The 13,272-nt window shown below is 62.3% G+C and carries 4 protein-coding genes; all 4 read left to right on the forward strand.

Annotation, left to right across the window (positions count from 1 at the left end):
• Window positions 1–87 precede the first annotated feature (87 nt).
• Window positions 88–1,554 (forward strand): 4-hydroxy-3-polyprenylbenzoate decarboxylase, encoded by a 1,467-nt coding sequence (ubiD, locus tag BLS61_RS21830; protein WP_090434650.1) that lies wholly within the window; start codon window positions 88–90, stop codon window positions 1,552–1,554.
• A complete protein-coding gene (locus BLS61_RS21835) occupies window positions 1,554–2,519 on the forward strand; it encodes a CDP-6-deoxy-delta-3,4-glucoseen reductase (protein WP_090434652.1) in 966 nt (321 codons plus the stop codon). Before ubiD ends, BLS61_RS21835 begins: the two co-directional genes overlap by 1 nt.
• Before the next feature lie 272 nt (window positions 2,520–2,791).
• Window positions 2,792–4,480: a ShlB/FhaC/HecB family hemolysin secretion/activation protein gene (locus BLS61_RS21840; RefSeq protein ID WP_090434656.1), complete on the forward strand. Its 1,689-nt coding sequence runs from the start codon at window positions 2,792–2,794 to the stop codon at window positions 4,478–4,480.
• A gap of 33 nt (window positions 4,481–4,513) precedes the next feature.
• Window positions 4,514–13,272, forward strand: an 8,759-nt coding sequence (locus tag BLS61_RS21845; RefSeq protein ID WP_090434659.1) for a two-partner secretion domain-containing protein, incomplete at its 3' end; no start/stop codon positions are given.

Genomic DNA, 13,272 nt, shown 5'->3' on the forward strand with positions numbered 1-13,272 from the left:
ATCTGGAGGCTTTCAAGCCTTCTGAAAGCCCGACTTCGGCGCTAAACTTTGCGGCCGACTCCTGCCTGTCCGACACGAGGCTCCTGCATGCAGTATCGCGACCTGCGCGACTTCATCCGTGAACTGGAAAAGCGCGGCGAACTCAAGCGTATCCAGACCCCGGTTTCGCCCATTCTGGAAATGACCGAAATCTGCGACCGCACCCTGCGCAAGGGCGGCCCGGCGCTGCTGTTCGAGAAGCCCGCCGGTTTCGACGTGCCGGTACTCGGCAACCTGTTCGGCACGCCCAAGCGCGTGGCCCTGGGGATGGGCGCGGAGGACGTCTCCGAGTTGCGCGAGATCGGCAAGCTCTTGGCCTTTCTCAAGGAGCCGGAGCCGCCCAAGGGCCTCAAGGACGCCTGGAACAAATTGCCGATCTTCAAGAAGGTCATCTCCATGGCGCCCAAGGTGGTCAAGGACGCGCCCTGCCATGAAGTGATCGAAGAGGGCGATGACGTCGACCTCGGCAAACTGCCTATTCAGCATTGCTGGCCGGGCGACGTGGCGCCGTTGATCACCTGGGGCCTGACCATCACCAAAGGCCCGAACAAGGAGCGGCAGAACCTCGGCATCTATCGCCAGCAGGTGATCGGCCGCAACAAGGTGATCATGCGCTGGCTCAGCCATCGCGGCGGCGCGCTGGATTACCGCGACTGGTGCCAGAAGCATCCGGACAAGCCTTACCCGGTCTGTGTCGCGCTTGGCGCGGACCCGGCGACCATCCTCGGCGCCGTGACGCCAGTGCCCGATACGCTGTCCGAATACGCCTTCGCCGGCCTCTTGCGCGGTCATCGCACCGAGCTGATCAAGGCGATTGGCAGCGACCTGCAGGTGCCGGCCAGCGCCGAAATCGTGCTCGAGGGCGTGATCCATCCGGGCGAGACCGCGCCGGAAGGCCCCTACGGCGATCACACCGGCTACTACAACGAGGTCGACACCTTCCCGGTATTCACCGTCGAGCGCATTACCCGCCGCCGCGATCCGATCTATCACAGCACCTACACCGGCCGCCCGCCGGATGAACCGGCAATCCTCGGCGTGGCGCTGAACGAGGTGTTCGTGCCGATCCTGCAGAAGCAGTTCCCCGAGATCACCGACTTCTACCTGCCGCCGGAAGGCTGTTCCTACCGCATGGCGGTGGTGACCATGAAGAAGCAGTACCCAGGCCATGCCAAGCGCGTAATGCTGGGTGTGTGGTCGTTCCTGCGACAGTTCATGTACACCAAGTTCGTTATCGTCACCGACGACGATATCAACGCACGGGACTGGAACGACGTGATCTGGGCGATTACCACGCGCATGGACCCCAAACGCGACACGGTGATGATCGACAACACGCCGATCGACTATCTCGACTTCGCCTCGCCGATCTCCGGCCTGGGCTCGAAGATGGGCCTGGACGCCACCCACAAGTGGCCGGGCGAGACCAGCCGCGAATGGGGCCGCGCCATCGAGAAGGATCCGGCCGTGGTGGCGCGTGTCGACGCGCTGTGGAGCGAGCTGGGAATCGATTGATGAACGTCACCCTGCAACCCTCCGGCATCACCCTCGCCCTGCAGCCGGGGGAACGCATCCTCGATGGCGCTCGCCGTCTGGGCTACGACTGCCCGCAAAGCTGCCGCAACGGCAACTGCCATATCTGCGCCGCGCTGCTGGTGGAAGGGCGCGTGCGGCAGAACGGCGCCGAGCTGGATCACGGCGAGCTGTTCACCTGCCTGGCCGAGCCGCTGGAAGACTGCGTGCTGCACTGGGATGGGGTGTTGGCGCCGGGCGAGTTGCCGGTGCGCGAGCTGAGCTGCCAGGTGATCGAGTGTCAGGCGGTGGGTGGCGATGTGTTCCGCGTGCGTCTGCGCACCCCGGCTGGCAAAGTGCCGCGTTATCACGCCGGGCAGTACCTGCTGTTGCAGCGCCCGGATGGCGAGATGGCGGCCTTCTCCCTGGCTTCGGCACCGCATGCCGGGCGTGAGCTGGAGCTGCACATCCTCGCCCGCGAGGAGAGCAGCATCGCGCTGCTGGAACACCTGCGCAGCAGCGGCATGGCTCGCGTGCAGATGCCATACGGCGACACCCATCTCGCCGAGCTGCCCGATGGCCCGCTGGTACTGATCGCCGCCGGTACCGGCATGGGCCAGATGCACAGCCTGATCGAGCATTGCCGCGCTGCCGGCTTCGCCCACCCGGTACACCTGTATTGGGGCGCACGCCGGCCCGAGGACTTCTACGAACTGCCGCACTGGGCCCAGTGGCAGCAGCTGGACAATCTGCACCTGCACCAGGTGGTCAGCGACCAGTGTGGCTGGCAGGGCCGTTGCGGCCTGTTGCACGAAGCGGTGCGCGAGGACTTCCCCAACCTCAAGTCGCTGCACGTCTACGCCAGCGGCTCGCCGGCGATGGTCTACGCCACGCTCGACGCACTGGTCGAAGCCGGCATGGATGCCCACCAGATGCGCGCCGACGTATTCGCCTACGCGCCGCGCTGAAGGTTGAGGATCTACGAGGCCGTCAAGGCCGCCTTTCATAGGCATCTCTGCCCGGGGCCTGCGGCCTGGGGGCTCGCCCATCGGGTGGGCCGGAGTCAGGTGCTCGGGTCCCGTTCCTGATTCTTCCAGGCTCCATTCGTCGGCTAAGCAGTGAACAATGCCCGCAAATGTGAAGTTGTTCAGTTTTTAGACATGTGATGTCAAGGTGCCATGTGCTTTAATCGGCGCCGTTTTTCCGACGTCGTTTTTCTGCTATTCAAAGGACTGAAGGCATGCCTTTCCGTTGTAGACCTTTGGCCGTATGGCTTTGCTTGTTGTCTCTTCCCTTTACCGCATTGGCGCAGACGCCGGGCGACCGTGAACTGATCCGCGAGCGTCAGGAGCGCCTGCTGCAGGAGCAGCAGCGCCGCCTCGAAGAGCTGCAGCAACTTCCTGGCGAAACGCCTCAACTGCAAGCCGCACCCGTCGAAGACGAACGCTGCTTCGATATCGAGCAGATCCGCCTGGACGGCGCCACTCTCCTCGCTGAGAACGACCAGCAAACCATCCTGCAGACCTTTGCCGGTCAATGCCTGGGCGTTGGCCAGCTCAACGAGCTGCTCAAGGCCATCACCCAGTTCTATATCGACCGCGGCTACGTCACCTCGCGCGCCTACCTGCCGCAGCAGGACCTGTCCTCGGGCGAGCTGCGCGTCATCGTGGTCGAAGGCCGCCTGGAAGGGCTGGACAGCTCCGAGTTGGCCAGCGACCGCGAACTGGCCATGGGCTTCCCCGGCCAGCCAGGCGAAGTGCTGGACCTGCGCGAACTGGAGCAACTGGTCGACCAGCTCAACCGCCTGCCATCGCGTCAGGCCCAGCTGGAGCTGGTGCCGGGAGAGGAAGTAGGCGGCAGTCGCGTTAGATTGCAGGGCCAGCGCGACAAACCCTGGCGTGCCGGACTCAACCGCCACAACGACGGCCAGAAGAGCACCGGCGAGCAACAGTGGGGCCTGAGCTTCGACTGGGACAGCCCGCTCGGCCTGGCCGATCAGCTCAGCCTGCGCGCCAACCGCGATGCGGTGAGCGACAGCTACCGCCACTCTCACAGCCAGAGCCTGATCTACCAGGTGCCCTACGGCTGGTGGAACTTCAGTTACAGCTACAGCCAGAGCTATTACCGCACGCATAGCGAGGGTGGCGGCTTCCTCTTCGAGCAGGATGGCGACAGCAAGACCCACGCCTTGCGCGGCGAGCGTGTGCTGCATCGCGATAGCGTCAGCAAGACCTCGCTCAACCTGGGTGCCAGCCACCTGCGCACCAACAACTTCCTGCTCGGCAACCGCATCGACACCTCCAGCACGCGCCTGTCCGAAGCGCAGCTGGGCTTCAACCATGGCCGCCGTATCGGCAGCGCCTTCGTCAACGCCGATCTTGGTTGGCAACGCGGTATCGGTGCCTTCGACGCCCAGCGTGCCGGCAACCCACAAGCCAGCCAGCCGGTGGCGCGCTACAACAAATACACCCTGGCCCTGAGCTACCTGCAGCCGTTCGCGCTGTGGGGCGAGTCCTTCAGCTTTGACAGCCTCGCCTATGGCCAGAAGAGCGAAGACGTGTTGTTCAGCCCGCAGCGCATCAGCATCGGTGGATTGAGTTCGGTGCGCGGTTTCAAGGATGAGTCCTTGTCCGGCGACACCGGTGGCTACTGGCGTAACCAGTTGCGCTGGCGCCGCCCGGTGACCTGGGAGGCGCTGCGCCCCTTCGTGCACGAGTACAGCCTGGCCTTCGCCTATGACGTTGGCGTGATCCACGGCAGCCGGCACAACCCCGAGCAACGTGGCCGCATGACGGGCAATGCCCTCGAGTTCGCCCTGCGCGGCCAGCACCTGGCTGCCTCGGTGAGCTTTGCTCATGCCCTGGAGCGCCCCGACGTCATCGAGCGTGACGAGCGCCCGGTCTATTTCCGATTCGACCTGTTCTTCTGATTGCCCGGCCGGATGGCTGGTTGGAGTATCGACATGGACGTACGCAGTCCCCTGTTTCAGAACATCGCCCTGATCGTTGCCGGCGTGCTGTTTCTCAACCCTATCGTTGCCACTGCGGCGCAACTGGCAGTTGACCAGGCCGCAGGTGGCAACACCTCCCTGACCCAGGCCGGCAATGGCGTGCCCGTGGTCAATATCGCTACGCCCAATGGCAGCGGCCTGTCGCACAACAAGTTCAGCGACTACAACGTCGGCCAGCAGGGGCTGATCCTCAACAACGCCACCGACAAGCTGCAGAGTACCCAGCTGGGCGGCATCATCATCGGCAACTCCAATCTCAAGAACGGCGCCGCCGGGCTGATTCTCAACGAGGTCACTGGCGGCAACGCCAGCCAGCTCAAGGGCTACACGGAAGTGGCCGGGCGCTCGGCTGCGGTCATCGTCGCCAACCCGCACGGCATCACCTGCGATGGCTGCGGCTTCATCAACACCCCGCGCGTCACCCTCAGCACCGGCACCCCGGTGATCGAGAATGGCCGCCTGCAGCGCTTCGACGTCGACGGCGGGCAGATCGCCATCGAAGGCCAGGGGCTCAATGCCGGCAACCTCGACCAGTTCGACCTGATCACCCGTAGCGCGCAGCTTAACGCCGAGCTGCACGCCAACAAGCTCAACATCATCACCGGCCGCAACGAGGTGGATGCCACCACCCTGGCCGCCACCGCCAAGGCCGACGACGGCTCGAACAAGCCGATGCTGGCCATCGACAGCTCGGCCCTGGGTGGTATGTACGCGGGCGCCATCCGCCTGGTCGGCACCGAGCAGGGCGTGGGGGTAAAACTGGCCGGCGACATGGCCGCCAGCGCCGGGGATATCCAGATCGATGCCAACGGCAAGCTGAGCCTGGCGCAGACCTCGGCCAGTGGCAACCTGGAGCTCAGGGCCAGTGAGGTGGAGTTGGCCGGCAAGACCTACGCTGGTGGCAAGGCCGACGTCGGCGCCCAGAATCAGATCGAGGTGCAGCAGAGCCTGGCAGCAGCGGGCAACGTCAATCTGCGTGGTGCACAGGTCTTCAACCAGGGCGTGATCGAAGCGGGTGTCAGGCCTGACAACAGCCGCGCTGCCACGGACCTGAACATCAGCGCCCAGCAGGTGCGTAACACCGGGACCCTGATCGGTAATGGCCAATTGCAGGTCAATGCCAGCCAGGTGCTGGACAACCAGGGCGGCACTCTGAGCGGTACGACTCTGACCAAGGTCGAGGTCGGGCATCTGAACAATCATCAGGGGCGGATTCTTGCCGATCAGCAACTGCAGATCAGTGGCGAGAGTTTCAACAATAGCGGTGGCCTGGTGCAGAGCCAGGGCGATGCTGGATTGCTGGTCGAGGGGGCCCTGGAAAACCGTCAGGGCGATATCCACGCCAATCGGAATCTGGAGCTGCGGGCCGGCAATCTCGATAACCGCGACGATGGCCTGATCGTCGGCCAGGCTCTTCTGGATGCTCATGTCGATCAAATTGACAACCGCGGCGGTGCGCTCATTGGCAAGCAGGCACTGAGTCTGAACGCCCAGCGGATCGACAACAGTGCTCAGGGGCTGATCAATAGCTCTGGCAGTGTGGTGCTCACCACCAACAAGCTCGACTCCTCCAATCAGGGCGAGGTTTCCGCCAAGGGCACTCTCGCTGTGCAGGCCAATGAGTTGGTGCAGCGTGGTGGACGCCTCATAGGCGAGAGCGATGTCAGCCTGGATTTGCAGGGCGGCAGCTTGGATAACCAGGCTGGTGTGATTGTGGCTCGGAACAAGCTGATGCTTACCGATGCCGCAACCCTGGATAACCGCGGCGGTACGCTCAGCGCTAAGGAAGGAGTCCAGCTCTCGGCAGGACGGATCGACAACCAGGATGGCGGCCTGATCAATAGCGCCGGCGCGCTTGACCTGCGGGCCGATCATCTTGACTCCTCCAACGCGGGCGAGGTGTCGGCGAGCGGTGCGCTGGATATCCAGGTGGCCGAGCTGGTGCAGCGCCAGGGTCGTCTGCTGGGCGAGACCCAGGCTCATGTGCAGGTGAGCGGTCTGCTTGATAACCGCGGCGGCGTACTCAGCGGCAAGCAGGGTCTGGCGCTGTCTGCCGAGACGATCGACAACCGGGATCTCGGCCTGATCAACACGCTGGGTGGCTTGGACTTGAGAGCAGGCACGCTCGACTCCTCACAACTGGGAGAGGTGTCTGCATCCGGCGATATTCAGCTCAGGCTTTCGCGGCTGATACAGGAGCAGGGGCGGCTGATTGGTGCTGCCCGCGTGAATCTTGAGGTCGCCGGCCAGGTGGATAACCGCGGTGGCGTCATTCATGCCAAGCAAGGGCTGAGTCTGCTGGCCGGGCAGATCGACAACACCGGTAAGGGGCTGATCAATAGCTCAGCCGCCTTGGCGCTTCAGGCTGACGAACTCGACTCCTCCAGCCTGGGCGAAGTCTCCGCCCAGGGTGATATCAGCCTGAGTGCTAAACAGTGGGCGAACCAAGGCGGTGCCCTGCTCGGGGACGCCAATGTCAGCATCGATATGGGCAATGGCAGGCTCAGCAACCAGGGCGGTCTTATCAATGCAGGTAAGAAGCTGACCCTGCAGCAAGTCGCCGCGCTGGACAATCGCGGTGGTGAATTGTCCGCGGCGAAGGATATCGAGATTGGCAGTGCGCTCTTGGACAACAGCCAGGGCGGACGCATCATCGCCAGCGAACACCTGGCGCTGAGCGCTGGAGAGTTGGTCAATGGCGCAGGTGGCTTGCTCTCGGGCTGGCAGGGTTTGAGTGTTGAGGGCGATCGCCTTGACAATAGTGGGCGGGGAACCCTGTCCAGTCGTGAGGGCGCCCTGAAGGTCGAGTTGACCGGGGCGCTGAATAACAGCGATCACGGGGCGCTGGTCAGTCGCGGCGACCAACGGATTACCGTCGCCAGTCTGGACAATCGCGAGGGCGGAATCCTGTCCAGCGAGGCTGGACTTGAGCTGAATGCCACCGAGCAGCTCGACAACCGGAATCAGGGGCTGGTTGCAGCCAGCGAGCTCGATATTCGAGCCAGGCAGGTGCTCAACGGCCAATCAGGCCGGATTGACGCCACTGATACGCTCGTCCTTGCCGCGCAGACACTCGACAACCAGGGCGGTCGCATCAGCTCTGCTAATGCCATGCGCGTGCTGCTGACCGGCAGCCTGCGCAATGGTGGTGCTGGCCAATTGGTCAGTGGTGGTGCGTTACTGCTCAAGGCCGGCAGTATCGACAACCGCGGGGGGCAACTGATCAGTCGCAGTCTGTTGGACGTCTTTGCTGCCAGTCTGGACAACAGCAGCTCCGGCACCCTGGCGGCTGATGGGGATCTGACCCTTGAGGTGGGCGGTGCGCTTCACAATGCCAACGACGGGTTGATTTACAGCAGACAGGGTAGCCTGGCTCTCGTGGCCAATGAGCTGCTCAACGACGCTGGCAGTCTGCAGGCGCATGAAGACCTGCGCGCCGAGATCGATCAGACCCTGAGCAATCGGGGAGGGCAGATCGCCAGTCGAACCGGCAATCTCGAACTCCAGGCACAAAGCCTGGACAACGGTTTCGCAGGTGTTCTCGACAGTGCCTTGGGTTGGTTGCGACTGAACCTGGCGGGTCTGTTCAACAACAGCAGTGGTACCGCTCAGGCGAAACGCGACATCACTCTGGCTAGCGGCCAGGTAGACAACTCTGCAGGCCATCTGTCCTCACTGGAAGGCGACAGCCGGATCATTACCGATACGTTCACCAATCAGGGTGGCGGTCTGTATGCGCATGGCTTGCTGAGCGTCCAAGCCGGCAGCTTCGACAATCAAGGAGGTTCGAGCGCAGAGGGCGGTAAGGTTTCGGCGCGGATCATCGACTTCAGCCTCGGTGGCGCTCTTAACAATCGCCACGGACTGATCGAGGCCGGCGACAGGCTCCTGCTGCGCTCCACCAGCCTGGCCAACGCACAAGGCACGCTACGCTCCCTCGGCCAGTCGGGTACCAGTCATCTCAGCACCACCGTAGGGGCGTTCGACAATCGTGGTGGTCTGCTCGAAGTAGCCAACCACAACCTCTCGTTCGAATTCGGCGAGCTGCTCAACACGGGAGGCACCATTTCCCACGTGGGCAGCGGTGATTGGGGCCTGTCCACCAGTGAAATCATGCGTGCCGGCGGCACCTTGATGACCAATGGTGTGCTCGATATTCGCGCCGGTCAGTGGACCCTGGATGGCACCTTGCAGGCTCGAGAGCTGACCCTGAGCGTCGATGATTTCACTCTGGGCTCCGGGGCTCGGTTGCTGGCCACCCAGCGGCTGATTGGCGAGGGGCTTCGTTGGGTCAACCAGGGGCTGATCGCCAGCGATGGTGGCCTCGAACTGACGTTGAGTGACAGCTATGCAGGCGGCGGTGGGCTACGCAGCTTGGGCAGTCTGGACCTGCAGGCTGCCAGCCTCGATCTCGCGAGTACAGGCAAAATCACCAGTGGCGCCGATGCGCTGCTGACTGTCGGTGGCGTGATACGCAACGCTGGGCAGATCGCTTCTGCGGGTGATTTCACGCTTCGCGCTGCCACATTGAACAACCATGGCACGCTTGGTAGCGCCCAGACCCTGAGTCTTTATGCGCCTGTCCTGCGTAATGAACATGGCCTGATCTTCAGTGGGCAGGACATGCTGCTGCGCACTGGCCAGTTCACCAACCAGCGCGGCAGCGTCTACAGCCTCGGTCGACTCGATATCGCCGCCAATGACGCCGATGGCTGGTTAGACCGCTTGGAAAACATCTCCGGCTCAATGGAAAGCGCGGGCACCATGCGCATCCAGGCCCGCGAGCTGAGCAACCGGCGCGAGAGTTTCAGCACCGAACTGCGAATGGTGTCCGGCAGTTTCGACGTGTACTCGGATGACCGTTGCAAAGGCAAGGGCTGCGAGTTGTATTTCCGTTCAGTCGAGAACTACGAGGATGTTGTCATCGGTAGCAAGGACTCACCTGCTGCCTTCATCACCAGCGGCGGTGATTTCCGTTTCAACGGATCGACCTTCGAGAACCAGTACAGCACGGTTTCCGCAGTCGGCGATATCGCCATCTCTACCGACGTCCTGCGTAACACCGGTGCAGGTGGCGGCGAACAGCGTCATTTAAACAGCGGCTACTACACCCGTGATCGTTCGGCGTACAGCACCTTTATCGACAACAAGAACCTGTTCAATCTCTACAATAATCCTGCCTCGTCCAGCTATCAGCCAGGTGCAATATCCGTGGCCGGTATTCTTGCGTCCGTAGGTAATCAGGGCTTCTACGACACTACCTCATACTCGGTTCCCATCTCGGGGGCAGTAGCGGCATCAGCGATCATCCAGGCCGGCGGAGCGGTGAATATCAACGCCAGCCAGCGGATAGACAACAGTGTGGTGCGTGCGAACTACGCAAGCGGTGGGCCGACAGGCGGGCATGACACCAACGTAACGCTGAGTGGCCACATCAGCGCGCCAGCCATCACCGCGCAACTGCCGCCAGATCTGGCGCAAAAACAGGTCAACCCCGTTCAACTGCCCGGTTTTAGCCTGCCCGTTGGCGAAAATGGCCTGTTCCGCCTGAGCGCCCAGGCGGGGCAGTCGACGCAGCCGGGTGCTGAGATTCAGGCCAGCCAGGCGGGATCTGGTAGCCAGGTTATGGACGCAGTGGTCAACGGCAACGCCGTCGGTGCGCCCTCGAACCAGCACGTGCAGACCATCGCTGGTCCACCCGATAACAACCGTTCGCCGGCCGCGCACAAGTACCTGATTGAAACCAACCCGGCGCTGACCAATCTCAAGAACTTCCTCAACTCCGACTACCTGCTCGGTAATCTGGGCTACGACCCCGATCAGGCTCAGAAACGCCTGGGTGATGGCCTTTACGAACAGCACCTGATTCGAGAAGCGGTGGTGGCTCGCACCGGGCAGCGTTATCTGGCCGGGCTTACCAGTGACGAAGCGATGTTCCGCTATCTCATGGATAACGCCATCGCGAGCAAGCAAGCGCTTGGGCTGTCGTTGGGTGTAACCCTGACCGCCGAACAAGTAGCGGCACTGACCCACGACATCGTCTGGCTGGAGGAGCACGAGGTGCTGGGCGAGAAGGTACTGGTGCCGGTGCTCTACCTGGCCCAGGCCCAAGGCCGTCTGGCTGCGAACGGTGCATTGATTCAGGGGCGCGATGTAAACCTGATCAGTGGCGGCGACTTGCTCAACCAAGGCACCCTGCGTGCCAGCGCCAATCTCAGTGCCACGGCAAGCAACATCTTCAACGGTGGCTTGATGGAAGCAGGGGAGCGCCTGCAACTGCTGGCTACCGACAGCATCCGCAACGCTCAAGGCGGCATCATCAATGGTCGTGAGCTAAGCCTGACCGCGCTGACCGGGGACGTAATCAACGAGCGCAGCGTAACCACCGTGCATGCTGCAGGAGGCAATGATCGGCTGCGCAACGACATCGTCAACAATGCAGCACGCATCGAAGCGCGTGGCGACCTGACCATCAGCGCCGGTCGCGATATCCAGAGCCTGGGCAGCGTCATCCAGGCTGATGGCAATGCGTTGCTCAGTGCCGGTCGTGACCTGAGCCTGGTCAGCCAGGCCGAAGTCGACACTTACGAGTATCGGCGCAGGCGTGAGCAGGGTTACGACAACAGCATCACCCAACATGGCTCCAGCCTCGAGGTCGGCGGCAGTCTGACGCTTTTGGCACAGCGGGATCTGGCTGTGGTCGCCAGCCAGGTCAAGGCTGATGGCGATATCGACATGGCTGCCGGCAGCGACCTGGTCATCGCCTCGGCGGCCGATGAACAGCATCAATATGCCTATCGCAAACAGGGCAAGACCAAGACGACACAGCAGGCCGATAGCGTCGTGCAGCGCAGCAGCGGCATCAGTGCTGGCGGCGACCTGGTGATGCAAGCAGGCAATGACCTGGTGCTGTCTGCCAGCCGCCTGGAGGCCGAGGGCGACGCTTACCTGTACGCGGGTGGAGAGCTGGCACTGCTGGCTGCCCAGAACAGCGAGTACTCGCTGTATGACATGAAGAAAAAAGGCTCTTGGGGCAGCAAGAAGACCCAGCGCGACGAAGTCACCACCGTACGCAACGTCGGGAGCTCCATCACCACCGGGGGTGATCTGATCCTGATCAGCGAAGGCGACCAGCTGTACCAGAAAGCGCGCCTGGAAAGCGGCAACGACCTGATCCTCGACAGCGGCGGCAGCATCACCTTCGAGGCGGTCAAGGATCTGGATCAGGAGAGCCATGAGAAGAGCAGCAACAGCCTGGCCTGGACTTCAGCCAAGGGCAAGGGCAGCACGGATGAAACCCTCTATCAGAGCCAGTTGATCGCCAAGGGCGACCTGGTGATACAGGCCGTGGATGGCCTGAAGATCGACGTCAAGGAGGTCCACCAGCAGAGCGTCAGCCAGACCATCGATGCCATGGTCAAGGCCGATCCCGAGCTGGCTTGGCTCAAGGAGATGGAACAGCGCGGGGATGTCGATTGGCGGCAGGTGAAGGAGATTCATGACTCCTTCAAGTACAGCCATTCGGGGTTGGGGGCTGGGGCGCAGATGGTTATTGCGATTGTAGTAGCCTATTTTGCCGGCCCTATGCTTAGCCAAGGTATTGGTTCTATAGGTGGCGCTGCCGCTGGCTCAGGGACTGCAATGGCCGCATCGGGGACAGCCACCTTGTCGGCTGTGGCTGCTGGCGCTACTGCGGGGTCAACGGTTGCGGCTGGCTGGGCCAACGTGGCATTGACTGCGGCCGCTACTGGGGCAACTACAAATGCTGCCGTCAGCACCATCAATAATCGCGGCAACCTCGGGGCAGTGCTGAAGGATGTGACCTCCAGTAGCAACCTCAAGGGTTACGCGACCTCGGCCATCACCGCTGGCTTCACCTCAGGGATGCTGGACAGTGCCTTTGGTGTTACGGGCGATAACATCAATAAAGTCACCAAAGGCTTTGACCTCAGCAAGGCCAGTGATCTAGCCAAGTTCGGCTCCTATCTCGGTGCGCAGGGCGCAGTGCAGGCCGTAGCGCAAACCGCGATTCAGGGCGGTAGCCTGGGTGGCAATCTGCAAACAGCCTTAACTGGCCAGATGCAGCACCTGCTGCAGGCGGGGGTCTTCCATGGCGTGGGTGACTTTGCCGATGGCAAGTGGGTGGAGGGGATCAAGTGGGCGGAAGGCAGCCCTGAGAAAATCGCTCTGCATGCTGTTGTGAGCGGTTTGCTCAGTGAAGCAACGGGGGGCGACTTCAAGACAGGTGCGCTGGCTGGAGGTGCCAACGAGCTGCTGGTCGAACAGCTTGCAGGTGTGATCAAAGGTGACAAGGGCCTGGAGCTTATGGTGTCGCAACTGATCGGGGTTGCGGCGGCCACGGCAACTGGTGGCGACCCGGCCAAGGCGGCGGAGTTGGCGAAGAATGCGACGGCTTATAACAGGCAGTTGCACAGTGCCGAAGCCAAGCTCTTGGATGAATTGGCTCAGCGTGATCCAGAAAGAGCTAGAGCATGGGACGCAGCCGCTTGTGCACTGGTTTCCTGTGCTGCTGGTATACCGCCCAGTGATCCCAACTATGAATTTCTTACCGCCTTACAGGCGGAGGGGGCGCAGTACCCAGAACTTCAAGTCAGCCTTCAGGAAAGTGGCTTGTTTAGCTACTCACTTAGTGAGCGGTTTAACGACGCGGTTTCCAGTCGTGGGGAGGGGCTTTATTACACCAGCGCTGC

Source organism: Ectopseudomonas guguanensis, assembly GCF_900104265.1.
Taxonomy (GTDB): domain Bacteria; phylum Pseudomonadota; class Gammaproteobacteria; order Pseudomonadales; family Pseudomonadaceae; genus Aquipseudomonas; species Aquipseudomonas guguanensis.

Coding starts and splice junctions, on each gene's coding strand:
- ubiD (WP_090434650.1), top strand. CDS start 88: ATGCAGTATCGCGACCTGCGCGACTTCATCCGTGAACTGGAAAAGCGC.
- BLS61_RS21835 (WP_090434652.1), top strand. CDS start 1,554: ATGAACGTCACCCTGCAACCCTCCGGCATCACCCTCGCCCTGCAGCCG.
- BLS61_RS21840 (WP_090434656.1), top strand. CDS start 2,792: ATGCCTTTCCGTTGTAGACCTTTGGCCGTATGGCTTTGCTTGTTGTCT.